We start from the raw sequence: 25,104 nt of genomic DNA, 5'->3' as shown, positions 1-25,104 counted from the left end.
TTTGCCTTGGTGAGCCAACAACGCACCGCAAGCGCGCAAGCCAAAGGCTTTTTTTCTAAAGAAATCGTGGCAGTTGAAATCCCTCAGCGTAAGGGTGATGCTGTTGTGATTGATACCGATGAGCATCCACGTGCATCGACTACCCTGGAAGGTTTAAGCAAACTTAAACCTGTTGTAAAAGCAGATGGCACAGTTACTGCGGGTAATGCTTCAGGCATTAATGATGGTGCAGCAGCTCTACTCATTGCATCTGACGAAGCAGTTCAGGCTTATAACCTCAAACCCCGTGCCAAGATTATTGCTTCAACAGCGGTGGGTGTAGAACCACGTATTATGGGTTTTGCTCCAGCGCCTGCAATTAAAAAATTACTTAAACAAGCCAACCTGACTTTAGAGCAGATGGATGTAATTGAGCTCAATGAAGCCTTTGCTGCACAAGCTTTGGCCGTCACCCGTGATTTAGGTTTGCCAGATGATTCTGCCAAGGTGAATCCAAATGGTGGTGCCATTGCTTTGGGCCATCCACTTGGTGCATCAGGTGCACGCCTAGTCACCACAGCCCTAAACCAGCTTGAACAGACAGGTGGTCGTTATGCCTTGTGTTCAATGTGTATTGGTGTGGGTCAAGGCATCGCATTGATTATTGAACGTGTTGAAGCACTTTAAGGAGAAACAAATGCCATCTTTTCAATCTGCCGATGCACAAATTAACTATCAAACTTTTGGTGAGCCATCTTCCCCTGCTCTGGTGTTTTCCAATTCTTTAGGCACTAACTACGGTATGTGGCAAAAACAGTTTAATGAATTAAAAGATCAATTTTTTGTGATCTGTTATGACACACGTGGCCACGGTTCATCGTCTACGCCTGACGGCCCATATACTGTAGAGCAATTAGGTGAAGATGTTGTCCGTTTACTGGATCATCTGAATATTAGTAAAGCTGCTTTTTGTGGAATTTCTATGGGTGGTTTAACCGGTCAATGGCTGGCGATTCACTACCCTGACCGTTTTAGTCATGTGGTTGTGGCAAATACTGCCGCTAAAATTGGACTAGAACAAGCATGGCTTGACCGTGCAAAACTAGTACGTGAGCAAGGTTTACAACCAATCGCCGCTACAGCAGCTTCGCGATGGTTTACAGATCCCTTTATCCAAAGTCATCCTTCTATTGTCAACAACCTATGTAACGACTTAAGTGCTGGCAGCGCAATGGGTTATGCCAATTGTTGTGAGGCTTTGGCTAAAGCGGATGTCCGTGAGCAATTAAAAGATATCAAAATTTCTGTATTGGTGGTTGCTGGAACTGAAGACCCTGTAACAACCGTTGCAGATGGTCAATTTATGCAGCAGCGCATTCCACAATCACATCTTGCAGAAATAGATGCCTCTCATATTTCCAATGTAGAACAACCAGAAGCTTTTAATAAAATCTTAAAAGATTTTTTATTAGGTTAATTTAATGATTCAAAAGAAATGGCCTATAAAGGCCATTTTTTATATCTCGTAGAAACTTAATACCGAATCATCACCGATTTTAATTCGGTGTAATCTTCAATAAATGCATCTGAAAACTCTCTGCCAATTCCCGAAGCTTTCACGCCACCAAATGGAACTGCTGGATCTAAGAACGTATGCATATTGACCCACAAAGTCCCTGCTTCAATTTTAGGAATTAATCGCAAAGCTTTAGACAAATCATTTGTCCAGATACTTGCGGTTAAACCAAAACGTGACTGATTCATAAGTTGAATGAGTTCTTCATCGGTTTCGAATGGCATTATCCCGACCACGGGACCAAAGGTTTCTTCTGAAAATAAAGGATCATCGGTATTTTTGAAGGAAATTAAAGTCGGCTGTACAAAATATCCTGTCTGATCTAGAGCCTCACCACCGGCAATAATCTGGTTGTTGGCTTTTGCCATATCTAAATAATGTTTCACTTTATTAAAATGTGGTTGATTAGAGAGTGGACCAAACATATTTCCCTCATCCATAGCCGATCCAATTTTGAAACTAGAAAGTGCTTTCGAGAGTTTCTCGACCAGTTCATTATATTTTGCACGGTGTACAAAAAAACGCTCTGGGGATGCGCAAACTTGACCTTGATGTACAAAAGTTGCTTGCAACAAAGTCGGTAAAATCTCATCAATATTTGCATCGGCCAAAACAGCTATGGCATTTTTACCACCCAGCTCCAGACTTACACGGGTTAAATCACTGCTCATTGCAAGTTTACCAATCGCAATGCCTGTTGGTACTGAACCTGTAAACGAGACTTTCTTAACGAGCGGCGACTCAATTAAATATTGTCCTGTATCGCCCTTACCCGTAACCACATTAATCACACCTGCCGGAATACCTGCCTCGATGGCAAGTTCGGCTAAACGCAATAAAGATAAGCTGGCAAACTCACTTGGTTTAAGCACAATGGTACAGCCAGTTGTTAAAGCCGAACCGATTTTCCAAACACCAATCATCACTGAAAAATTCCAAGGCACAATCCCTGCAACCACACCAATCGGTTGTCTTAAAGTAAAGGCCGTATATTTTTCACCTTGCATAGAAGGAATAGAGGGTTGCATGGTTTGACCATTAATTTTAGTTGCCCAACCAGCAAAATATCTCAAGAAAATAACAGATTGTGCGACTTCAAGATGCCGTGAAATATTGATAAGTTTTCCTGTAGACAACGTTTCGAGCTGTGCAAGTTCTTCACCATGTTGCTCAATTAAATCGGCTAGCTTGTTCAGTTTAACGCCACGTTCATACGGCGTCGTTTCAGCCCAAGCATTTTGAAAAGCATGTTCAGCACTTTTCACCGCATTTTCGACATCGTGTTCACTACCAATACTAATTTGAGCAACCACTTGTTCAGTCGATGGATTCACAATATCCACTTTATCTAAAAGCTCGGTAGCAACTAATTTTCCATCAATAAAATGTCCATGTTGACGTGCCATAAATTGTTGTACGCTTTCTAAAATCTGAACTTCACTCATTTTCTTTTCCTCTTTTCATTTCTAAAATATTGTTATGACAGCAACTACGCGACCTGATTCAAAATAAAGTCTGCACCGCGTTCACCAATCATGATGGCAATTGCGTTGGTATTACCGCTTGGAACTTGTGGGCAAATAGAACAATCCACCACACGTAAGTTTTTAAAACCATGTACTTTAAGGGTCTGATCGGTGACCGAATCTTGCGGAGCATTGCCCATTTTGCAGCTACCTGCGGGGTGATAAACCGTTTTAATGTTCTGGCGCATCCATTTATCAATCGCATCAATATCATCAGGATCGACATTTGCAGGCTCAATCACTTCTTTGACAATCGCTTTCAATGCTGGTTGTTGTAATAAGCGAAGTCCGGCCTGTACGGCACGGATATTTGCGTCAATATCTTCTTGATGACCTAGATAATTAGGGTCAATGACAGGCAAATCTTTTGGATCTTTACTGCTTAAACGCAAAGTCCCACGTGCTTTTGGCTGTACATGTCCGACTTTAATGGTAAGGCCATGTGCCTGAGCAACTGCTTTTTCACCGGGGGTATTATCGAAATTATCCAGCACAGGTAAAAAATGAAATTGGACATCAGGTCGACCATTGTTGTTTGTGTCAATAAAACCACCACCTTCTAGAATATTGGTGGTTAGCAATCCTGAACGTGTAAAACACCATTGTAAAAAGTGTCGTACTGCGGCTAAACCGTGGTCTTCACCGAGCAGGCTGTTATTGGTTGTTACTGTCGCATTAACCGACATATGCAAATGGTCGTGAAAATTGTTACCTACAGGTAAGTCACGAATGCATTCTATTCCGAGTTCATCTAAATGCTGTTTTGGGCCAATTCCCGAAAGTAATAAAACCTTAGGACTGCCAATTGCACCAGCGCTCAGAATAACTTCTTTTTGAGCCTGTACCGTAATCGGTGATTTTCCGTCAACACTGTAAGTAACCCCAGTAACCTGATCACCTTGAGTTTCAATTTTATGTACTAAGGCATCCGTAATGACCGTAAGAACTGGGTGGTTTTCGACTGACTTTAAATAAGTTTTTGAGGTACTCGCCCGAGAACCGTTTTGAGTAGTAGTTTGATAAAACCCTACCCCAGCCTGATCCCAACCATTAATATCATTGACATAATTCATCCCCATTTGTTGACCTGCTTTAATACAAGCAAGTGTTAAAGGATGGCGATAACGGTTTTCACTGACAGGTAAAATGCCATCTTGTCCGTGATATTCATCAGCAAGACTTTCATTTTTTTCTGCTTTCTTAAAAAAAGGCAGCACATGTTGATAAGACCACTGATTGCATCCCCATTCCGAGGACCATAAATCATAATCCTGTCGTTGGCCTCGGCAATAGATCATGCCATTAACCGAGCTTCCACCTCCCAACACTTTTCCTTGTGCAAGGATCATTTCACGATGATTACAATATTTCTGTGGAACGGTCATGTATTGCCATGATTTTTGCTGGAATACTTTAACTACTGTTGCAGGTATAGTATGAAATATACTGCTATCTCGGCTTCCAGCCTCTAAAACAAGAACGCGCCCTGCCTTGGCTTCTAATAGTCGTGCTGCGACCACACAACCTGCTGAGCCAGCACCAATCACGATATAGTCATATTGTTGATTCATCTGATTTCATCCTAATTTTATTTCTATGAATGTACCGCCAATAAACACGATCTCCTTCGCTCTAATTTAATAGATGTATTGCAGAATCAACTGCGCATATACATTGGTCTTGTCATCGTAGTTTTGAGTACCACCATTATGGATATCGTGTTTTGGTTTATAGAGTCCTGCTAAAGGAATAACATTGAATTTTTTATTAACCGACCAGACTGAAAAGACATCTAACTCATGTCCATCCACATTGGTTAAAGACTTATTTACTGTTTTGAACTTATAGGCCAAAGCACCCAACATAAAATTTTCTTTTAGATTCAGACTATAAGAAACTTGATGAATATCGGCATTTTTGTTGAATGGGCCTGCATAGTTTCCTGCAACTTCGCCCTGAAACCATGTACCAAAGCCGACTGTATTTCCATAAAACATCGTGTCGTATTGGTCTGAAAAATGGCTAAAACGGTAGCCTAATGAAGGCGTATATTTTGAAGATAAAAAGTTATAGTTCAGCGCTAAGTAGCCAGCATTTTCGTGGCCATCTTTTTTATCTTGAACTACAAACTCAGTTTTAACTTGCAACTCTGGTAAAGGTTGATAATTCAAACGTAAAGCATAATTTTTAAGATCTTCTCGCCCTGAAATCTGCTCAGTATCTTCTAGGTCTAATACATTTAAGTAAGTGAACCCAACGCCCTTATCTTTAAGCTGATACATCAGATCAGTCACAAAGAGTTCTGGGGAAAACTGTGCTTTATTGTCCGATTTTAAATAAGCCAACTTTAGGGTTGTATTCTCTTGCGGTTTATATTGAAGCAAACTTGTAAAATCAAAGCTTCGACGAGCTGCCAGATAATATGCTCCGCCCCGATCTAGTGTGCCGTCCGCGGGCGCTTTACCGAGATTTAATGCATCACCCGCAATGAAGAACCCATCACCAATCATGATATTTTGTCGACCGATACTTAAATCATAGGTCGTTAACTCATCTTTATTGGTGCCGTCTTTAAAACCAATGATCCATTCATTCACATCCGTTTTGCGTTCTTTACCATTACTATTTTGGCCAGCATCACCATCACCAAATGTTGCCGAGCTAATACCGCTCAAGCTTGCATAGAGCTGATTGTTTTTGAAGGTGTATTGTCCTTTTGCACCATATTTAAGATGGCCTTCTTGCCAATTGATTCTTTCATCATCTAGGTTTTCACCGTTATAGCTTTTACCGCTACTAAAAGCCCCCAAAGTTGCTTCAAAAGTCGGTTTAATTTCAAGCTCACCAGCATGCACAGTTGAAAAAAATGAGACAAAGAGAGTCCCTCTCACAACCTGAGAAAATAAATTTTTCATTGAGAAATTCCTTTTTTGCGAATGGTCTAACCGTGCTCAGGTATGGGTAACCTATTCGTTACCCATTCTGGCTTATTCACATTTTTATTGATGGTCGTGCTGTGTGTTTTGCTCTTGTTCACCCAAATTTAAAGTCGGCGTGTTGTCAAAGAAGTTCCAAGGTTTGATGAGTGTATTTACCCATTCTGTTGGCATGATTGGCCACTCTTCAGCACGTGCCACATGGGTTGTACCTGTTGTCATCCACACCACGAGGTCTTTATTTTCAATATTTTCGTTGTTACCAATGAACTGCCCTAATCCTGTGTCATGAGTCGAACGATTTGAATATTTCCCTTCAGGGTAGCGTTCGTCTGGATTGTACTGAGTCACCCAAATTTGCTTATCCATAAAGTTCAAACGTTTAAATAACCATTCATCTTTAGAGAAATTGGCTCCTTTTGCCACAGGGTGTGTTCCACCTGCAAACGGAATTAATTGGTAAGAAACCGGATTACCTAATTTATTTTCCTTATTGAAATTCGTGAGTAAGCGAATAGTGGATGGATCAAATTTTTCAGCTGCATTTTGCTCATTCGTAATGACTTTACTATCAATTTGCATTGAGCTTGTACGAACACCACCTTTGTCATTGGCTTTCACCACAGGGTCCATATGCATAAAGCTGTTGTTTTCCCCATCTACATCCATATCTAAGCGGAAGTTATAGATGTGCTGATGCGTTGTACCCACAATATTATGGTCAATTAAAGTTCCATATTTGGTGTCTTCTTTTGCGGTACTGTCATGCATGGTGCGTGATTTAACGCCTTTAACAGCTTCAATACCCGTTGCACCCGCATTAATCCCAATTACACCATTTTGGGCAAATACCCAGTCAAACATGTAATCGTAGTTTCCAACCGTACTAATCCAGCGCACAACAAGTTCACGGCGGGCTTCACTGGCATCTTGATTACCAAAAATTTCGTGATGTTTATATTCAGGCCCAGCATAACGTTCAAACACGGCAATGGCATTTGGAATCACTTGTGGCTGGCCTTTATAGTCAGCAATCACGGCATCAAGTAAAACAGCGTTGTCGGGTGCATCTGTTCCCGGAATAATAGATGAGGTAAGTGTTCCCATACCATATTCGCCAGAGTCTAAATAAGATTTGAAGTACCAACCGATATCAGGATCACCATATGGAACCACCATTCCACCCAAGTTACCTTCATACATGACTTTACGCTTTACGCCCTTATCTTTGTAAGTCACGGTTGAAAGCTGTAAGCCAACACGAGAATCTAACGCCACATGCAAACACCAGTTGCCCCAATGTATGGTTTGACCTGTAATGCTAAAGTTTTTGCCCTCAGGTTCAGTAATATTGAGTGGTTTTAGCTTACTTGCTACGGGCTTATTCGACATATAAGGTCGATTTGCCATTGGCACAGGAATGATCGCACCTTCTTCAATCTTGATAATTTTTTCTTTATCTAAATCGACTACAGCAACTAAATTTTCAATAGGATGCGCCCAGTAGTTACCATCACCGACATCAAGGTAAGCAACAACTTTTAATATATTGAGTTGTTTGTCCAGACCATCTTTACCGCCAAAATATCCAACAGTTAGTGGTGTAGCAATCACTTTCTTCACATCGGTAATGCCACGTTTCCGCAATGCATCTTGATATTCTTTACTCGTCTCAATTACACGCTGTACGGCTTCAAAATTATCGAGCAACACCATTCCATGAGTGTCTTTCAGTACATTCCATTTTGTGACTTGTTGAGTGTTAAGGTTAACTTCACCTTCAATCGCTTGACTCCCTTTAATAAAATAAATGAGGCAATACGATCTTCTTTAAATTCTTTGTGATTAATAAAGTAATCCCAGACTTTGGCTTTTTCAGGCTCTTTAAGCTTTAACTCGGCAAAACGCATATTTTTATAGGCGTATTTCGAGCGGTTAATCACATCAAAGGTCTTTTTAATTTCGTCAGAGTTTAGGCTATTGAGCGGGTGAAACGTATTTTCAATTTTAAAAGTTTGATCTAAACCAGACTGGAATACTTCATTAAAAAAATCTTTTCCAATAACAGGTTTACCATCTTTAATTAATAACGGGACACTGAGCTTGAAAGGTTTGCCATTCACCAAAACCTGATCTGAATTAGGTTTAGCTCGAACCACCATAGAGCCTTTGGTAATCATATAAGTATTCGTAAAATCGTCTTTAACAACTTTAGCGCCTTGCTCACTCATGTTTTGATAAAGTGAGACCATGTCGGCCTTTCCACCATGAGCAAACGCTTGAGTATTGAGTCCCCAAAAGCTTGCAGCGATTGATAAGTTAAGTGCCAGTATTTTTTGTATGTCATTCAATAATCGTTGTTTACGCATTGGTTTCATCCTTTTCATATATCCCTGAACTATCTGAATCAGACAGTTAAAATGCACTTTCCTGTGAGTGAAATTCATTAGACCAACTTAATAGTTTTATGGTTATTAAGCTTATCTAACCTGCTTTAATGAATTTAATTTCAACACAGTTACATAGGGCTAGCTTGTTCAAGAATGACGTCGTATTTGTCTAAAAATGACATTCAAAGATGAAAAATTAAACTGTCATACCCTCTCTAAACTCTTTAGGAGAGATACCATAGGTCTTTTTAAAGATTTTTGAAAAATGAGCACCGTCCCAGAAACCCCACTTCAAGGCAATTTGGGTAATTGAGCTTTGTTTATTTCTTTTATCAAGCAAATCTGCTTTGACTTTTTCTAGGCGTTTGAGCTGTATATATTTGTTAATCGATAATTTTTCTTGAAGAAATAGACGATAAAGATGACGTAGAGATACCCCAATGTGCTCTGCAATTAATTTAGGTGTTAAATCTGGTTTTGCTAAGTTTTCTATAATATAGCGCTCGGCTTTTTCCATTAGATTATTGGAGCTATTTATATTTTTATAATTGATTGTGGGTTTAATTAGGGCAATTAACGCATCTTCAAAAGCATTACCGTCTTCGGTTGCGTACCAAAGTTTGATGTTTTCAGCAGACATGTTTTTCAAAATATTCTTGAGTAAAAAACCACTCATATTTTGAGTAATCAGTTTTCCAAAATATTCAGTACTAATATTTTCTTTCAGTAATTTTTCACGCGACAGATGGACAGAAATCTGGCTTACCAAGCCTTGCGGATACATTGAAATGGTTTCGACCGGATCGACCAACACAATATCGCCTTCATTCAGGCTTAGCGTTTCATTTTTATACTCGAGCAGCATTTTTCCCGAATACTGCAAAATCAAAAAACAAAAACGGTTATTCACTCGATCAATTTCATCGGCTTTTCGGACAATTTTATTGGCATTGTTTTTAATAAAAGCAATTTCAGTATCGCCCAATAAAAAGCACTGAACTTCACCAATGAATAAATTACGGGTTCCGTCAAAATCGGTTTCAAAATTGCCGCACACACTTTTAATATGGTGCGTCCATGTGAGTAATGCATCACTTACATATTGGTTCATCCCTTACCTCTCTATACACGTGCCACCGCTCAAGATTTTGCGTTTGTGGTGGTGCACTGTCTTGGCTTATTTGCAATCTTGTTTTATTGATAAACAAATTGTGTGCCAAAAATTCCTTATCCTTGGAATTGTTTTGATGATAGTCAGCTAGATGTAAAGAAGCTGATAAATCAATTTAATTTATCAGCTTAATGGGACTTATGCTACTCCTGCAAAGTCTCGCAGCATGGTAATAAAAATATCCTTTTGTTCCTCAGAATACTTTTTAAACACCTCATTTTGGTGGCTGTCGGCAATATCAAATAAATACTGCGCTGTTTGTTTACCCTTTTCGGTCAATGCATACAAATTATCGTGGTCAACCAATAACCCTTCAAATTTTAAGATTTCAGCCGACCTTTCAACTTCTTGCATTGGCATAGCAATATCACGCGGTAAATCTTCCTTACTTGAAGCAGTACCACTGGCTAAAACGAGCAAAAGACGTGATTCACTGGTACGGAAACCCGAAGCCATTTGCTTAGGGATATAGTCGGTTTGATAAGCTTTAAAAGCACGACTCATCAAATAGCAGACATTATTATATAAGTGCCCATAATGTGTTTGATCTACACCGTTCTCTTCAGTTTGTTTAACTTGAAGGCTCGGATGCGGCATGACACAAGAATATGCGCCTTGATGGTAGACCAACGGGCTTCGGCCTTGGTCATGGAAACGAACCACTTTGCCAACAATAATCCAGTGGTCACCACCTTCAATCACTTGATAACGTTCGCACTCAAACACTGCAGAACAATTTTCTAAAATGGGAGCGCTTCCTGCACCAAGTTGAAAGTTTGTGTCTGCGAATTTATCAATATTGCGTCTCGAAAACTTATTAGACAGCTCAATTTGCGTGCCTGATAAAATATTGACTGCAAAATGTGTTGCTTCTTCAAATACTGAAAAACTTGACGATTTTTTATCAATGCTCCACAAAATAAGCGGTGGATCGAGTGACACCGAGTTAAAACTATTTGCGGTTACACCGACTTTCTCACCTTGTGCATTTTGTGCGGTAACAATGGTAACGCCTGTTGCAAAATTTCCTAATGCTCGTCGGAACTGTAATGGATCGACCGTAAACTCATCTATTTGTTGTAATACATTCATCATCTTTCTCCTAAACCTTCTCTTACATCCATATAAATCGCGAGAGCATTAGATATCTAAAACTAGTCTCGGTGTTTTAGAGCGCGAACAGCACACCAATATTTGTTCATTGCTGGCTTTTTCTTCATCAGTAAAATAAACATCTCGATGATCAGGTTCGCCTTCAATTACATCGCACATGCAAGTTCCGCATACACCTTGCTCGCATGACATTTCGATCTCGATGCCTTCTTTCGCCAAAGCCTGCAAAATGGTTTCGCCAGCTTCAACCATAATAATTTTTCCGCTACGTTCAGCCACCACTTCAAATGAATCTCCCGAGGTGTCAGTTTCGACTTGGAAATATTCTTTGTGGATTTGCTGCTCAGGAAAATTGTGAGTCGTAGCAAGGTTAATCACCCAATCCATAAAACCGACTGGACCACAGGTGTAAATATGGCTCTCAAGATCAATATCTTTAATGGCAGATTCAAAAAATGCTCGGTGGCTTGCACCTTCCGATTTAAAATGAAAAGTTGTGTGTTTTGCTAACTCACCATTTTTAATTTCATCAACAAAAGCACAGTTTTCTGGGCTAGCCCCGCAGTAGTGAAGCTCAAATGATTCGCCTTCATGTGCAAGTTGATACGCCATCGTGATTAATGGCGTAATCCCGATTCCACCGCCAATCAAGACACTGTGTTTGGCTTTTAAAAGTGGAAATAAATTTTTTGGCTCACTGACCTGAATTTGCATGCCATCTTTAATTTCATCAAAAGCGGATATTGAGCCACCACGTGATTCAGGGTCACGTAAAATTCCAAGGCGAAACTTACCTTCGTCATTTGGATTTTGGCAAAGTGAATACTGGCGAACCATACCATTTGGTAAGTGCACATCAATATGCGCACCCGCTTCAACTTTTGGTAATGCAGCAGAAGTTGCAGATTCAAATTCCATGACTGCAATATTTCCACCTTCTACATGGCGATTTTTAACGACAACATCATAAAGTGTAGTCATAATTTAACTCCCTTTTCATGCCTAAGCTTGTGGCTTAGCGCATGAATAAACCACCGTTAATATCCCATGTTGCACCAGTCACAAACCCCGCATTTGGACTCGCAAGCAACCCACAAGTTTCAGCAATAAAATGCATACTTCCTAAGGCTTTAACCGGAATATTCTGGATGAACTGTTCCATTTTTTCGTCTGGCACCACACTATGAACGATCGGTGATTCCATAGGTCCCGGTGCAACTGCATTGACCGTTACCCCTTTTGCCGCAAACTCTTTGGCAAAAATTTTGGTTAACGTCACAATCGCGCCTTTGGTTGCCGCATAGTGTGCACCTGTTGCAGTACCACCGTTTTGTCCTGCTAACGACGCCATATTAATGATGCGTCCATAGCCTTTTTTAGCCATATATTGGCCAATAATTTGGCAAGCCTGAAAGGTGCCGCGTTGGTTGACTTGGGTCACCCAATCAAAATCGGTTGCGGTAATTTCTAATACTGGCGTTGCTTTGGTGACGGTGGCATTGTTAATTAACACATCAAGTTTAGAAAACTTCTCTTCAATCCATTTAACGGCAGCATGAAAATCTGCCTCGACAGAAATATCTAATTTCAAGGGAAACATATGTTGGGCATATTGACTTTGTGCCTTGGCATTTTCGGCTTTTTCAAGCGTACTTGCCGACAAAATCACTTGATGGCCTTGGCTCGCAAAATATTCAGCAATGACATTACCGAGTCCAGAAGCAGCACCTGTCACTAAAACAACTTGTTTCATGTTACCGCTCCTAAAGAATGTAACTAATACCAGCTAAGGTATCGGTTGAGTTAACCAAGTTGATGATTTTACGGTTAACCTTAAAACCTGTAGCTGCATCACGAGTTAGATGGTAGGTAATATCAGCTGTGTAATGCTTGAGGTTTTCTTTACGGAATTCACGTAAGTTTTGAGCACAGCGTAAAACGATTTCATCATCCTGATCTTGAATCACTCGTACACGAGAAATGCTACGCACAGTATTTGCTTTAGGCGCTGTAGAAATTGCTTCACCATTTTCAAGACGCTGTACACGTAAAGTACGCATATGATTATCGTCATAGGCATAATTTAAGTTGTTTTCGTAGTCCGTTAGGTTTGGGTCAATTGGAATGATATAGACACCTTTTTCATTCCATAAATTGAGCCATTCACGGTATTCACTGTGATCTAACATATCTGCCTCAGCCCAGATGAAAGCAGTGACTTCATTTAATAATTGCAGATTCATATTCATTGCTCTCTCCTTAAGCCGTCATCATCTTTTTCCACTGCTGGTATGCTGCACGCATACCTGTTTCAGCACTGACATCACTTTTTAAGCCATCTTCAGTTTTGACTTCACCCGGTAAACCGCGGTTGAGCATGATCCATAAATCATTACCGGCATTGGCACCATGTTGTACGCGTTCCCAAGCTTCTGAGTCATCTGGTGTACCGAAACCAAATGGACCTTGGAAATGTTCATGCAAACGTAAGCGATATTGGTTGGCAATTTGTGGACCGCCATCCATCGTAATTACCGAGTGATGAATTTCTGTTTCAGCAACTGAAATTGGCTGTAACACTCGGAAGAACGCCATCGAACATGCAATATTCGGGAATAAATTTAAGTTAAAGCCAGAACCACCAACTGCTCGAACAATACGGCGTACTTCTAATTCCTCATGGCCTTCGTCGCGCAAAGCTTGAGCCAAGTCTTCAAAGCGCTCTTGAATTGGACGTTCCATGAGCTCTTCGTCTAAATCAACCAGTTCAGGAATCATCACCATAACACTGTGACCATTACCTAAGTCTTCAACAAAGCCCGGCTGATTTTCGAAGTTAAAGAGTTCTTCTGTTTTTTCATCAACAGAACTTAAGAATGACTTGTGCACTAATGGAAAGTGATATGCATCGGTGGTATTTTCAAGCTGGATTTTCCAGTTACCCGGGAAGCGGAAACGGTGTTCGCCCAACACTTTAATTGGATAACCCGCACCTTGTTTCATAAACAGGTCAATCCATTTTTTCGCAGGCCCAAGGAACTCTTCAAGCGGTTGAATGTCTTCTTTAAATGAAGCGAAGATCATTCCGTTATATTCTTCTACACGTAGACTCACCAGTGGTAATTCTGATTTATCTAAGCAATCACCGTAGCTTTCCGGAGATGGCACACCACGTAAACTACCATCAAGTGCATAACTCCAACCGTGGTACGGGCATACAAAACTATTGGTTTTTCCTTTTTTATGTTCGCATACGGTTGCTGCACGGTGACGGCAACGGTTTAAAAGTACATGGACTTTCTTTTTACGGTCACGTACCACAACCACTGGCTGTTTACCGATGTTAATCGTTTTATAGCTTCCGCCTTCTGGAATTTCGCTGGCATGTGCGACCCACACCCAAGTGCTATAAAAGATTTTCTCCATTTCTTCATCAAAAATACGTTCATCTTTATAAAGAGAAGTATGAGCACGGTCACTTTGAACCAAAGCATCGTAATCAATGCCAATGTTATGCGTTGGGATAATACTGTTCATATCAATAGTCCTTTTAAATATGTCCTGGGTCATTCCTGGGAAGGTACCGGCAATTCAGCTTCACTGTGCCAATGCGATACGGGACGACTGAAAATATTCTGTGTTTGGAAATGTTTAATTTTCCATGTTCCATCTGCTTGCTTATGAAACTTCACCTTGAGCTTTGCCGCATTCAGATGACTACGGCCATCTTGAAAAGTTGAAGTTTGCAACATCAACCAAGAAGCATTTGCATAGCCTTGGTTTACATAAATTTGTTCTGAATTGACAAAGTGTGCATTCATAACAAAGTGAGATTCTTTTTGGGTATAGCTTTTAAACATGTCGTAAATCGACTGCCAAGAATCATAACGGCCAAAAGATTTGGCATATTTCTCGCCAACACCTTCCCAAATACAGTCTTGATCAAAAAGATTCATCAGCTCGTCAAGGTCTGTATTTGCATTGAGCTCGTCGCAGATTTCCATATAACGGTTCAGACAATTACGAATGGCGTTATGCGCTTCCAACTGTTCTAGTCGCTCTATGATTTCTGCAAGATTCACTTTGTCATTCATCGCCATCGCCTTAACGTTGGATAATCAATTCGCGCCCAACACGAGCTTCAACTTTGCAATATTTCCAAAGTTTGTATGGACCTTCACCCACCACCGTCGTTCTAAACAAGTTACAAGCTGCATGTACTGTTTCAATATCTGGAACATCTGCAAGCAAGTACGTTGTCCAAGGCCAGCCAGCACTTGGGCCAACCATGCTTTGGTCATCATCAAGATTTCCAAAAACATGTACGCCCGGTAAGTCATGAATGCCATTCCACATTTCACCAAACGCTGCCCAAACTGCTTTTGCTTCAGCAGGTTCTGCATCAAAAAAGTTTTGATTAATACCCATGCAGAACAAAACGCGTAATGATTTTTTAGCTTCCATCTCAATATCCTTTTAAAAATTAAACTTATAAATAACCTGGGGTTGGTTTTAACCCGAAACTGATTGAGCCTGCATTTTGTAAAGTTGCATCGCCCATAAAAGCATGCTGAGTCACCACGTTGGTGTCATTCACAAAACGGCTAAATGGATTGTTGGTATAAATTGCTGTCATGCCCGCGAGCATTTGCATTTTTCGGGTGACTTTGGCGCAAACTCGCGCTGCATGGGTACATGCCAAACGCATATCGCTAATCTGTTCAGCAGTTGCTTCTCGTCCAGCAATAATTTCATTCCAAACAATATCCATGGTTTGATAAAACCAAGACTTTGCCGCCTGAAATTCCGCATCGGCTTGAGCAAACTCATATTGAGTCACAGGACGGTTGGCAATTTCTGACCCGCCAGTAATGGATGCTTTACCCGGTGCCAATTTTTCAAATTCTTCTAATGCAGCAGCTGCAACGCCAATACCCACCACGGTTAATACTTGAGTCGCTAAAGACAGGGACGGATATTTAAAAAAAGGTTCGCTTAGTTTTGAAGGTTCACCACGTACAAAGGTCCATTTCTTTTCGACTAATACGTCTTCAACGACTAAATCATGGCTTCCCGTACCTTTTAGGCCAACGGTGTCCCAAGTCATTTCGATTTTAGCTTTTTTTGCAGGCATCACTGCCATGCGAGGTAAGCCTTGCATTTCATTATTTTTAAGCGGTGAAATTCCTACACCAACAATGTCAGCTCCCATACAGCCACTTGAGAATTTCCAACGTCCACGAACCACTACACCTTCATCAGTAATTTCAGCTGGTTGGGGTGGAAAAATACCTCCAGCAAATACAACATCTGGCCCGTTTTGATACAACTCTTTAAGCGTTTCTTCCGGCAAACTTCCTAAATAGGCAGGGCTCATACCGAAACTTGCCACCCAACCCACTGAACCATCAGCTTTAGATAAAGTTTCGATTAACTCGCAAAACTGCCGTGGAGACCACTCTTCACCACCAAAACGTTTAGGCACCAAGGCACGGTAAACACCAATTTGTTTAAGTTTTTCGATAATGTCTTGGCTCACATACGCTTGATTATCAAATTCACCTGTACAGGCACGCTCACGAATTTCTTGACACAAAGCGTCTAAGTCAACTGCTTTGTCTTGAGAAGCAAACTCCATTTTAGACAACTTATTCATCATCTAACTCCTTGTAATTTATTGCATTGCATCAACACAAAATTTAGCTATAGCGCATAATTGCTCATCTTTTTGATGCTTCGATACGATCTGTAAGCCCACTGGTAAACCTTCACTGGTTTCAAGTGGCACTGAAATGACAGGATGACCTGATAAATTAAATGGTCGAACTAAAGCTGTAAGATTCAAAAAAGCGACCGTGTTTTCAGCTTCAGAAACTTTTGGTGGAATTTGTGGAAGTGTCGGTAGAACCAATGCATCATATTTTTCTAATAAAGCATCGAGTTCTTGGGTCAGCTGTGCTCTCACAACTTCTGCTTGTTTCACTTGCTCTAAAGTTGTTGCGGCAGCTTTTAATAAACGACCATTTACATCAGAACCAATTAAGCCCGTTTGAGTTAATTCACCAAAAGCTTGCCAATTTTCATAATTAATAATCTGCATGCCTGCATCATAAGCAGCTTCAAAATGTTCAACTTTTTCTAAAACGGTCTGTAAATTGGCTTTTTGAAGTGCTTGATGAATACAGTTCCAAACAACCTCATCTGCGCTTACATCTAAAACAGCAATTTTTGGTGCACTAGTAAATTCAGTAGGTTTGAAAGTTGGATCAATAATTTGCATGGCCTTTTCAATCATCTCGACTGAATTTGCAAAAGGACCAACGCAATCTAAAGAACTTGACGGCGGATATACACCTTTTCTGCTCACGCGACCAAAAGTCGGTTTTAAACCAAAAACTCCGCAGCACGCAGCAGGCATACGAATAGAGCCACCCGTGTCTGTGCCTAGAGTAAAGTCAGCTTGTTTAGCAGCAACTGCCGCAGCCGAACCACTTGAAGATCCGCCTGGGATAAGTTCAGGATATTTAGGATTGTTGGGTGTACCAAAAGCGTGATTAATGCCTGTAATACCAAAAGCCAATTCGTGCAAATTTGTTTTTGCAATAATTTCACAATCTGCTTTTAGAATGTTTTTAATTACTTCAGCATCATCTTGAGCAGGTTCAACATTTAATAAAGCTCGACTGCCAGCAATGGTTTTTAGACCTTGAATATCAATTGTGTCTTTCACCATGACCTTGAGCTTGCCACTTCCTTTGTGCACGCTTTGGCTAACAATATTCATTCACTTTTCCATGTATTTTTATTCATTAATTAAAATATCGGAAAATTTAATGGAATTGTCAAGTATTTTTTATAATTTGTTCTTAAGGAAATATGCAAAATTTTATTTATAATAGGATTACCCTTTTTTCACTAAGTTATTGCTTAGCTATGCTTGATCATTTAGAACAATTTCTTCCTAATAAAGAACCGTCGAGTATTCAAAATTTCCCTTTTTTTTGGGTTTCCCAAGTGAATGGAAAGTATTCACAACTGATTGAAAAATCAATAAAAAAGCTAGGTATTGATAATACACGCCGTAAAATTATTTTAAGTACTAATGCCCTTGGGGAAGCCAGTATTACCGACATTGCCAATCTTTCTACTTTAAAGTTAACGACGGCAACAAAAGCTGTATATCGCTTGGTAGAAGATGGAATTGTCGAGGTCTACTCTTCTACTTCTGATGAACGGATCTCGATGGTGAAATTAACGGCCAAAGGTATTGAGCTGGTTGAACAGATTAATCAAATTAGTGTAGTTACCTTGGCAGGCATCCTGAATGCTTTTTCAGAAGACGAGCTACATAATTTAAATACCCAGTTAAAGAAATTATTTGACCTGATGCCATCCAGCTAAATATTTCTCATTATGATAAATTAGCTCTCTTAGAGCAGTTAAAAATTTCTTTTTCTTTAGCTGCTCTTTCGTTTAAACAATAAAAATTAATAAAATCAAATTCTTATATCATAAATTTATCTGTATATAATTACTTAACATACTTTTTAGGTATTCTAACATACTTAATAAGTAATGGAATTTTACATATAAAAAGAAAATAATAATTCCATGATCTTAAAAATCCCATTAACTCCTAATTGGGTTTAGACGCACTCTTCCGGTCTGTACGAGACCAAATTACTCATTTCTAGCCTATTTATTATTCTTATCTAAAAGGGGGAAATATCGAAAACTTTAGAGGAATAATAAAAGTTAGATATCAATTTCTTTAAGCGTTTTATACATAAGGATTAAGTGTATGAACCAAAGTAATATCGCTGTTGAAAGGACACAGAAGAAAAGCAATGCATATGCATGGTATGTGGTCATACTTTGTATGTTGGCATATATATTTTCATTTATTGACCGCCAAATTCTGGCGCTGATGATTGAACCCATCAAAGCAGATCTCCAACTTTCAGATACTCAATTTAGCTTATTACATGGCCTCGCCTTCTCACTGTTTTACGCCGTTATGGGTTTACCCTTAGCCTACATTGCCGATCGTTTTTCACGACCAAAACTAATTTCAATCGGGATTATTGTTTGGAGTCTGGCAACAGCAACTTGCGGTTTAAGTAAAAACTTTATTCAACTGTTCTTAAGCCGTATGGCGGTAGGTGTCGGTGAAGCGGCTTTATCTCCAGCGGCTTATTCAATGTTTAGCGACATGTTTAGTAAGGACAAACTGGGACGTGCTGTCGGGATCTATTCAATTGGTGCTTTTTTAGGTGGAGGTATTGCCTTCTTAGTTGGCGGTTATGTGATTAACCTGCTTAAAGGCGTGACACTCATTGAAGTTCCATTATTAGGGGCCCTTAAAGCATGGCAAATTGCCTTTTTAGTGGTGGGTTTACCCGGCATCATTATTGGTTTGCTGTTTATTTTGACCGTTAAAGATCCTGCACGTAAAGGCCAACAGCTCAACCAAAATGGACAAGTTGACCAAGTTAAATTCACACAATGTCTTCAGTTTATTAAAAAACATTCGAAAACATTTGCTTGTCATTATTTAGGTTTTACCTTTTATGCAATGGCACTCTATAGCCTAACTAGCTGGACACCTGCATTTTATATTCGTAAGTTTCAACTCGCGCCGACTGAAACAGGCTATATGCTTGGTACCATTCTGTTAGTCGCAAATACATTAGGCGTATTTTGTGCAGGTTGGCTAAATGACTGGTTTATTAAAAAAGGTCGCCAAGATGCGCCGATGTTCACAGGTGTAATTGGTATTGTTGGCCTGATTATTCCAATTGCATTTTTTACCCAAACAGATCAGCTTTGGCTTTCAGTTAGCTTACTGATTCCTGCAATGTTCTTTGCATCTTTCCCTCTAGTGATTTCAGCAACTGCTTTGCAAATGTTAGCCCCAAACCAGTTTAGAGCACGCCTTTCTGCCCTCTTCCTTTTGGTGAGTAACTTAATTGGACTCGGTATTGGCACAACACTGGTAGCCATTATTACAGATAAAGTTTTTGGTAGCCCATTAATGGTGGGTTCTTCTTTATCTATTGTGGGTGGTTTGTCTTGTGTACTGGCTTTAATTCTACTTTTTAAAGGCTGCAAATTCTTTAGTGAAAGCATGAAGCTTGAAAAATTAAATTAATAGGTCTCACCAATTGCAAAAATGTACTCTCTAACTAAACGCTTAGAGAGTACCGAAATATTCAAAATTACGTAGTGCCGAGGACTGGCTTACACTTGGGAAATGGATTATGGAATTATTTCACCGCTTTAAACCACACACTTTAGCTGTTGCCACTTTATTACTGATGTACAGCAACTCATGGGCTGCAAATCCAAATCAGCAAACTGAAGATGAATGGAAATTCACTTTAAAAAATGCCTACATTAACCGTGATTTTGATAATGATGCACTCAAAGACACTGGTAGTTGGTCTCAGGCAGCGTCATTATTTTATAAATCGAAAATGCATGACACTCCGTTAGTTATAGCAAACAAACCAATTACGATTGGGGCTGATGCTTCCGTTCAATACGCCGTGCGCTTAAGTTCAGACAAACATGTTGCGGATACAGTTTTGCCTTTTAATAAAGAAACGCAATCTCAAGCTTCAGATTATTTAAAATATGGTGCAACTTTAAAACTGGGTTATGACAAAACTCTTTTGAGTGTCGGTGAACTTTGGCTAGATTTACCTGTAACTGCCGTAGATGCTAGTCGTCAGTTACTCACTTCGTATTGGGGAACCAACTTAAAGTCACAACTTTCAGATCAGCTTTATGCCGAAATTGGCCGAGTTGAAAAAGTATCTCCCCGAAATGAAGAAGACTTTAAAAAGTTTTCTTTCACATCAAATGGGGTTACTAAAGAATCTGATGGGTTAAATTATATTGACCTGCGCTATCAATTTACACCGTCTTTAAAAGGCGAATACTACTTTGGTAATTTAGAAGATCTGTATAACAAACACTATATAGGACTTGAACATACGTGGAAACAGCCAACTTTTGCCCTCACCTCTAAGTTTAAATACTTCAATGCAAAAGATGATGGCAATACCTTTGATATTGATGCGCAGAACATTGGATTACTTGAAACGATTAAAGTAAAAAACCATACCTTTGGTTTAGGTTACCAACAGATTATTGGTGAATCGGCTTACCCATTACCAGATGGTTTTTTACCAGAGACGTATTTCATTAACTGGAACGCTACAGGCTTTTTTAAAGAGGATGAAAAGTCTTACCACGTCATGTATGGCTACGATTTTAAAGATTATGTACCGGGCCTAAATGCGATGGTGAAATATGTTTACGGACATGACTTTAAAGCAGCCAATGGTGAAAAAAATCACGAAACCGAGTCAAATGTGATTTTAAACTACGCATTTCAGCAACCGTTCCTAAAAGGCGTGGCCCTGCAATATATTCGTATTGATTACAACGTTAAACATGGCAACGACTTTGGTGAAGATCGCCTGTTTGTCAATTACACTAAAAAATTCTAAATAAAAAATACCCCCTAAACTTTAGGGGGTATTTTTTATCCTAATTTATTGACCAACTTTAATGGTAAAACCTTCATAGCAATACTCATTGGTAACCATGGCCACTGTGGCACATAAGCTTTTACAGGTTGTTTTTCGATAGCTTTTACTAAAGCTTTACATCCTGTTTTGGCGTCAACTTCAAAAGGTAAATGTTTAGCACCTTCATTCATTTCGGTACGGATATAACCTGGGAAAATGGTTGAGACTTTAATTGGGGTATCCAGTAATTCAGCACGAATACCCTCGGCCAAGTGAGCAACTGCAGCTTTACTTGCTGCATAAGTCGATAAATGTTTTGGTAATCCACGCATCGCACTCATGGATGACATCACCACTAAATGACCTGCATTTTGCGCTCTAAAAATTTCAATCGCTGCCTCACACTGTGCTAAGGCAGAGATAAAGTTTGTTTCAGCTGTGGCTCTGTTAATTTCAAAATTACCTTTACCAATACGACGGCCATTACCTACTCCGGCATTTACAATAATTCGGTCTAAATAGCCGAACTCTTGTTTAAAGGCACGAAATACTTCAAAAACCTGATCATAATTGGTAACGTCTAGACTTTTTGCAATTACCTTAATACCGTACTCATTTTCAAGTTCAGTTTTTAAAGTCTCTAATCGGTCTAAACGGCGTGCACAAATCGCCAAGTTATAACCTTTCGCTGCAAATTCATGCGCCATACCCGCGCCCAATCCAGAACTTGCGCCTGTAATTAAAATCGTCTTTGCCATGCTTTTATCCTTATTTTAAATCCATGTCAGTAAATCTGGACGCTCAGCTTTTATAAAATGATGTTCATTTAAACTTAAAACCTGAGCTTCATTTCCAACCAACCGCAAAGTCGTGAGACTTGTATTAGCAATTGCCCAATTCAACGCAAAAGTTCGATTGGGGCTAAGTTCAAGCAATTTGCCGATTGCTACAGAAATCACACCACCAGATGTAAAAACAATTGCATAGCGAGGTTTGGTTTTTGCTAACTCATCACAAAGTTGCTGCAATGCTGTTTCGACTCTTTCTTTAAAGTGTGGCCAAGACTCATCATACTCATGATGAAAATCGCCATCTGTCCATCGTCCAATGGCGCCCTCAAATATTTTGGCAAGATAAGCACGCGGGTTTTGTTCTTGTGCAACATCAGCTTTTAAAAGTTCAGGCTGTTCAAAACGCGGTTCATAGCGGGCAAAAACCTGCTGATGATTAAACTCATTCCATAAATTATTATGATGAATCATCGCATCTGGAAAGCATTCATTGAGTGCGAGCTTTGCAGTTTGCTCGTGGCGCTGCATAGTTCCTGCAACCACATACGGTTGTTCTTTTAATATTTGCTTAAAATATTGGCCTAATAAAGTCGCTTGAGCTTCACCATTTTCAGACAACTCATCATAATTACTTTTACCAAATGATGCCTGACCATGTCTTACCAGATAAATTGTGGTCATTTTCTTAAAATACCCTGTATTTTCTGTAGAGATTGCTGAGCAAATTCTGAGTCTTGCAGTTTTTGCTGCGCGATAAGTTTTAAAGCTCGAATATGTAGCGCATGAATGACAATCCAGAAATCTTTAAAAGCAGGGTTTCGGGTTTGTTTATGGTAATAACGATAATAGATTTGCTGGGCAATCACGGCTAATCGGAATACACCAAACACTTCATAAAAAGCCCAGTTTTGAGGGTCCAATCCTGTTTTTTGCAAATAATATTCAACGACTTCTTTACGAGAGAACATTCCCTTTAAGTGAGTCGGCTGACGGCGTGTTGATCTAAAAATCATATTATCCGTTGGCTCAACCCAATAAGCCAAAGCACTACCCAAATCCATTAATGGATCCCCCAAGGTCGCCATTTCCCAATCCAACACCCCAATCACATCTGTTGGATGCTCTGGATCTAAAATCACATTATCAAAACGCCAATCATTGTGAATAATACAAGTCGTCGAGTCTTGAGGGATATTATCGTTTAGCCATTTTCGAACATATTTAAATGAAGGAACGTTGATTGTACGGACTTTTTCATAGCGCTTATCCCAACCTTCAACTTGTCTACGGCAATATCCCGCACCTTTGCCTAGTTCAGCTAAAGGCGTGTTCTCATAAGGAACTTGATGTAGCTCAATCAGCTTATCAATAACATTGACACAAAGCTCATGAACATCTTCTTCATTAAAGCCAAGCTCAGGCGGTAATTTTGCACGAGGAATAATACCTTCAATGCGTTCCATGACATAAAAATCACAGCCAATGACCGATTCGTCCTGACAAAGTGCAACCATTTTAGGAAGCACTGGATAATAAGGCGCAAGATTTTTCTGCACCATATATTCACGGGCCATATCGTGGGCTGACTTCGCTTTTGTTCCTTTTGGGGGACGTCGCAAAATTAAATCGGTATTTTCATATTTTAAACGATAAGTCCAATTCGACGCCCCGCCCGTATATTGAGTAACAACTGCTGGGCCAACCAACTCAACACCTTGGTTTTTTAACCAGTTTTCAACTGCCCCAATATCAAGCTCTTCACCTTCACGTACTTCACCGCCTACATCAATTACCGACATATTCACTTCCTTTAAACTTATACTTTCTTATGACGACCATAACCACGTTTGGCCAACTCTAATTTGGCAATCATGCCTTTATGTACTTCATCCGGACCATCAGCTAAACGTAAACTGCGTGCTTGGGCAAAGAAACCCGTTAATGGTGTATCTCTTGAAACGCCCGCACCGCCATGTAGCTGAATCGCCATATCGACTACTTTTTCTAAAACACTCGGAGCGACCACTTTAATTGCAGATATTTCTGTTAAAGCAGCCATATTTCCTAAAGTATCCATTTTATAAGCAGCATACAAGGTTAAAAGTCTGGCTTGATCTATGGCGACTCGAGCATCGGCCACGCGTTCGAGGTTTCCACCGAGTTTTAAAATTTCTTTGCCAAACGCCGTTCTAGACATGCCTCTATCAATCATCAGTTCAAGTGCTTTTTCAGCAGCCCCAATGCAACGCATGCAATGGTGAATACGCCCTGGTCCTAAACGGCCTTGGGCAATTTCAAAACCTTGCCCCGCTCCGCCAATAAAGTTTTCGAGAGGCACTCGAACATTATTAAAATGAACCTCACCGTGTCCATGCGGTGCATCATAGTCACCAAACACAGGTAACATACGTTGAATTTCGACACCTGCGGTATCAATCGGTACTAAAACCATAGAGTGTTGATGATGACGGTCTTTTGTTTCATCTGGAGTATGTGCCATAAAAATAATGACTTTAGCATTTGGGTCACCTAAACCAGACGACCACCATTTTTTGCCATTTAAAACAATTTCATTACCGTCGATGAGTGCAGTCGCTTGCATATTGGTTGCATCACTTGACGCAACATCTGGTTCAGTCATACAAAAAACCGAACGAATTTTTCCGTCTAGTAAAGGCTGTAACCATTGCTGTTTTTGTTGCTCACTGCCATAGCGCCATAACAATTCCATATTTCCCGTATCTGGTGCATTACAGTTAAAAACGGTTGGTGCCAATAAACTGCGGCCAGTCAATTCAGCAATATGCGCATACTCTTGAACAGTTAACCCAGCACCCAGCTTTTCATCGGGTAAAAACATATTCCAAAGACCGGCTTGTTTAGCTTTAGTTTTCAGAGTTTCTAACAGTTCAGGCCACTGCCATTTTTTCCAGTTCCCATCTGGATTTAACTCATGAACCTCTTCCCAAAATTTTGCTTCGACAGGTTCTATTTCTTCTAAAATAAATTTTCTTGTTCGCTCAGCAAAATCTTGAGCTTTCTTTGAAAGTTCAAACATTCTTTTTTCCTTCACATCATTATCTG

Annotated in this window: 22 protein-coding genes and 1 pseudogene; 5 read left to right on the top strand and 18 right to left on the bottom strand. The window is 39.9% G+C overall.

Features of this window, described 5'->3' with window-relative positions; all coding sequences use genetic code 11:
• Together MKL51_RS00445 and pcaD are read left to right on the top strand one after the other, a co-directional pair.
• A partial coding sequence (locus MKL51_RS00445) for an acetyl-CoA C-acyltransferase (RefSeq protein ID WP_270904158.1) occupies positions 1-666 on the top strand: 666 nt, incomplete at its 5' end.
• Between the two features lie 10 nt (positions 667-676).
• Entirely contained in the window at positions 677-1,456 is a 780-nt protein-coding gene (pcaD, locus tag MKL51_RS00440; RefSeq protein WP_032006285.1) for a 3-oxoadipate enol-lactonase, read from the top strand.
• Between the two features lie 56 nt (positions 1,457-1,512).
• On the opposite strand, the gene MKL51_RS00435 is transcribed toward pcaD, so the two are convergent.
• From MKL51_RS00435 to MKL51_RS00370, 14 genes and pseudogenes are all read right to left on the bottom strand, one after another.
• Entirely contained in the window at positions 1,513-3,000 is a 1,488-nt protein-coding gene (locus MKL51_RS00435; protein WP_032006286.1) for an NAD-dependent phenylacetaldehyde dehydrogenase, read from the bottom strand.
• Between the two features lie 44 nt (positions 3,001-3,044).
• A complete protein-coding gene (locus MKL51_RS00430; RefSeq protein ID WP_032006287.1) occupies positions 3,045-4,652 on the bottom strand; it encodes a GMC family oxidoreductase in 1,608 nt (535 codons plus the stop codon).
• 66 nt (positions 4,653-4,718) lie between these two features.
• The gene (locus MKL51_RS00425; RefSeq protein ID WP_080973550.1) at positions 4,719-5,936 is read right to left on the bottom strand and encodes a hypothetical protein; all 1,218 of its coding nucleotides are present in this window, start codon (positions 5,934-5,936) and stop codon (positions 4,719-4,721) included.
• 144 nt (positions 5,937-6,080) lie between these two features.
• Positions 6,081-8,395 (bottom strand): annotated as a pseudogene (gene tynA / locus MKL51_RS00420) (primary-amine oxidase).
• A 208-nt stretch (positions 8,396-8,603) separates the two neighbouring features.
• A complete protein-coding gene (gene feaR / locus MKL51_RS00415; protein ID WP_032006291.1) occupies positions 8,604-9,518 on the bottom strand; it encodes a transcriptional regulator FeaR in 915 nt (304 codons plus the stop codon).
• Between the two features lie 198 nt (positions 9,519-9,716).
• Complete coding sequence (locus MKL51_RS00410; RefSeq protein WP_081033373.1) at positions 9,717-10,673, bottom strand: p-hydroxyphenylacetate 3-hydroxylase reductase component; 957 nt, start codon at positions 10,671-10,673, stop codon at positions 9,717-9,719.
• A 45-nt stretch (positions 10,674-10,718) separates the two neighbouring features.
• Positions 10,719-11,672 (bottom strand): PDR/VanB family oxidoreductase, encoded by a 954-nt coding sequence (locus tag MKL51_RS00405; protein WP_032006293.1) that lies wholly within the window; start codon positions 11,670-11,672, stop codon positions 10,719-10,721.
• Positions 11,673-11,706: 34 nt separating this feature from the next.
• On the bottom strand, positions 11,707-12,444 hold the full coding sequence (locus tag MKL51_RS00400; protein WP_032006294.1) for an SDR family NAD(P)-dependent oxidoreductase: 738 nt from the start codon (positions 12,442-12,444) through the stop codon (positions 11,707-11,709).
• A gap of 10 nt (positions 12,445-12,454) precedes the next feature.
• Entirely contained in the window at positions 12,455-12,940 is a 486-nt protein-coding gene (locus MKL51_RS00395; RefSeq protein WP_032006295.1) for an aromatic-ring-hydroxylating dioxygenase subunit beta, read from the bottom strand.
• Between the two features lie 10 nt (positions 12,941-12,950).
• The gene (locus MKL51_RS00390; protein ID WP_005069110.1) at positions 12,951-14,228 is read right to left on the bottom strand and encodes an aromatic ring-hydroxylating oxygenase subunit alpha; all 1,278 of its coding nucleotides are present in this window, start codon (positions 14,226-14,228) and stop codon (positions 12,951-12,953) included.
• 29 nt (positions 14,229-14,257) lie between these two features.
• Positions 14,258-14,791: a nuclear transport factor 2 family protein gene (locus tag MKL51_RS00385; protein ID WP_080973549.1), complete on the bottom strand. Its 534-nt coding sequence runs from the start codon at positions 14,789-14,791 to the stop codon at positions 14,258-14,260.
• 4 nt (positions 14,792-14,795) lie between these two features.
• Positions 14,796-15,155 (bottom strand): hypothetical protein, encoded by a 360-nt coding sequence (locus tag MKL51_RS00380; RefSeq protein WP_000387554.1) that lies wholly within the window; start codon positions 15,153-15,155, stop codon positions 14,796-14,798.
• A 25-nt stretch (positions 15,156-15,180) separates the two neighbouring features.
• Positions 15,181-16,329 carry an acyl-CoA dehydrogenase family protein gene (locus MKL51_RS00375; protein WP_080593013.1) on the bottom strand — a complete coding sequence of 383 codons (1,149 nt, stop codon included), beginning with the start codon at positions 16,327-16,329 and terminating at the stop codon, positions 15,181-15,183.
• Between the two features lie 36 nt (positions 16,330-16,365).
• Positions 16,366-17,475 carry an amidase gene (locus MKL51_RS00370; RefSeq protein WP_270904157.1) on the bottom strand — a complete coding sequence of 370 codons (1,110 nt, stop codon included), beginning with the start codon at positions 17,473-17,475 and terminating at the stop codon, positions 16,366-16,368.
• Positions 17,476-17,624: 149 nt separating this feature from the next.
• Here MKL51_RS00370 and MKL51_RS00365 point away from each other — a divergent pair, with 149 nt between their 5' ends.
• The 3 genes from MKL51_RS00365 (at position 17,625) to MKL51_RS00355 (ending at position 21,208) form a co-directional block, all read left to right on the top strand.
• Positions 17,625-18,092, top strand: coding sequence for a MarR family winged helix-turn-helix transcriptional regulator (locus MKL51_RS00365; protein WP_002121038.1), 468 nt, complete (start codon positions 17,625-17,627; stop codon positions 18,090-18,092).
• Between the two features lie 400 nt (positions 18,093-18,492).
• Positions 18,493-19,842 (top strand): spinster family MFS transporter, encoded by a 1,350-nt coding sequence (locus MKL51_RS00360; RefSeq protein WP_017399597.1) that lies wholly within the window; start codon positions 18,493-18,495, stop codon positions 19,840-19,842.
• Between the two features lie 109 nt (positions 19,843-19,951).
• Complete coding sequence (locus tag MKL51_RS00355) at positions 19,952-21,208, top strand: OprD family outer membrane porin (RefSeq protein ID WP_032006299.1); 1,257 nt, start codon at positions 19,952-19,954, stop codon at positions 21,206-21,208.
• A gap of 35 nt (positions 21,209-21,243) precedes the next feature.
• Here the strand turns inward: MKL51_RS00355 and MKL51_RS00350 are convergent, their stop codons facing one another.
• From MKL51_RS00350 to MKL51_RS00335, 4 genes are read right to left on the bottom strand one after another with little or no spacing between them, the layout of a single operon-like run.
• A complete protein-coding gene (locus tag MKL51_RS00350) occupies positions 21,244-21,987 on the bottom strand; it encodes an SDR family oxidoreductase (protein ID WP_001140450.1) in 744 nt (247 codons plus the stop codon).
• Positions 21,988-22,002: 15 nt separating this feature from the next.
• Positions 22,003-22,701: a histidine phosphatase family protein gene (locus tag MKL51_RS00345; protein ID WP_032006301.1), complete on the bottom strand. Its 699-nt coding sequence runs from the start codon at positions 22,699-22,701 to the stop codon at positions 22,003-22,005.
• Positions 22,698-23,819, bottom strand: a complete 1,122-nt coding sequence (locus MKL51_RS00340) for a phosphotransferase family protein (protein ID WP_032006302.1) — start codon at positions 23,817-23,819, stop codon at positions 22,698-22,700. Before MKL51_RS00340 ends, MKL51_RS00345 begins: the two co-directional genes overlap by 4 nt.
• 17 nt (positions 23,820-23,836) lie before the next feature.
• Complete coding sequence (locus MKL51_RS00335) at positions 23,837-25,078, bottom strand: acyl-CoA dehydrogenase family protein (protein WP_032006303.1); 1,242 nt, start codon at positions 25,076-25,078, stop codon at positions 23,837-23,839.
• Between the last annotated feature and the right edge of the window lie 26 nt (positions 25,079-25,104).

The sequence above is a fragment of the Acinetobacter sp. AOR18_HL genome, assembly GCF_027855145.1.
Lineage (GTDB): Bacteria > Pseudomonadota > Gammaproteobacteria > Pseudomonadales > Moraxellaceae > Acinetobacter > Acinetobacter pittii.
Note: the sequence above shows the minus strand (reverse complement) of the source record. Positions and strands in the feature narration are given on the sequence as shown.

What these genes read in the sequence shown, in the direction of transcription:
- pcaD (WP_032006285.1), top strand. Translation starts at nt 677, where the DNA reads ATGCCATCTTTTCAATCTGCCGATGCACAAATTAACTATCAAACTTTT.
- MKL51_RS00435 (WP_032006286.1), bottom strand. Translation starts at nt 3,000, where the DNA reads ATGAGTGAAGTTCAGATTTTAGAAAGCGTACAACAATTTATGGCACGT.
- MKL51_RS00430 (WP_032006287.1), bottom strand. Translation starts at nt 4,652, where the DNA reads ATGAATCAACAATATGACTATATCGTGATTGGTGCTGGCTCAGCAGGT.
- feaR (WP_032006291.1), bottom strand. Translation starts at nt 9,518, where the DNA reads ATGAACCAATATGTAAGTGATGCATTACTCACATGGACGCACCATATT.
- MKL51_RS00410 (WP_081033373.1), bottom strand. Translation starts at nt 10,673, where the DNA reads ATGATGAATGTATTACAACAAATAGATGAGTTTACGGTCGATCCATTA.
- MKL51_RS00405 (WP_032006293.1), bottom strand. Translation starts at nt 11,672, where the DNA reads ATGACTACACTTTATGATGTTGTCGTTAAAAATCGCCATGTAGAAGGT.
- MKL51_RS00400 (WP_032006294.1), bottom strand. Translation starts at nt 12,444, where the DNA reads ATGAAACAAGTTGTTTTAGTGACAGGTGCTGCTTCTGGACTCGGTAAT.
- MKL51_RS00395 (WP_032006295.1), bottom strand. Translation starts at nt 12,940, where the DNA reads ATGAATATGAATCTGCAATTATTAAATGAAGTCACTGCTTTCATCTGG.
- MKL51_RS00390 (WP_005069110.1), bottom strand. Translation starts at nt 14,228, where the DNA reads ATGAACAGTATTATCCCAACGCATAACATTGGCATTGATTACGATGCT.
- MKL51_RS00385 (WP_080973549.1), bottom strand. Translation starts at nt 14,791, where the DNA reads ATGGCGATGAATGACAAAGTGAATCTTGCAGAAATCATAGAGCGACTA.
- MKL51_RS00380 (WP_000387554.1), bottom strand. Translation starts at nt 15,155, where the DNA reads ATGGAAGCTAAAAAATCATTACGCGTTTTGTTCTGCATGGGTATTAAT.
- MKL51_RS00375 (WP_080593013.1), bottom strand. Translation starts at nt 16,329, where the DNA reads ATGGAGTTTGCTTCTCAAGACAAAGCAGTTGACTTAGACGCTTTGTGT.
- MKL51_RS00370 (WP_270904157.1), bottom strand. Translation starts at nt 17,475, where the DNA reads ATGAATATTGTTAGCCAAAGCGTGCACAAAGGAAGTGGCAAGCTCAAG.
- MKL51_RS00365 (WP_002121038.1), top strand. Translation starts at nt 17,625, where the DNA reads ATGCTTGATCATTTAGAACAATTTCTTCCTAATAAAGAACCGTCGAGT.
- MKL51_RS00360 (WP_017399597.1), top strand. Translation starts at nt 18,493, where the DNA reads ATGAACCAAAGTAATATCGCTGTTGAAAGGACACAGAAGAAAAGCAAT.
- MKL51_RS00355 (WP_032006299.1), top strand. Translation starts at nt 19,952, where the DNA reads ATGGAATTATTTCACCGCTTTAAACCACACACTTTAGCTGTTGCCACT.
- MKL51_RS00350 (WP_001140450.1), bottom strand. Translation starts at nt 21,987, where the DNA reads ATGGCAAAGACGATTTTAATTACAGGCGCAAGTTCTGGATTGGGCGCG.
- MKL51_RS00345 (WP_032006301.1), bottom strand. Translation starts at nt 22,701, where the DNA reads ATGACCACAATTTATCTGGTAAGACATGGTCAGGCATCATTTGGTAAA.
- MKL51_RS00340 (WP_032006302.1), bottom strand. Translation starts at nt 23,819, where the DNA reads ATGTCGGTAATTGATGTAGGCGGTGAAGTACGTGAAGGTGAAGAGCTT.
- MKL51_RS00335 (WP_032006303.1), bottom strand. Translation starts at nt 25,078, where the DNA reads ATGTTTGAACTTTCAAAGAAAGCTCAAGATTTTGCTGAGCGAACAAGA.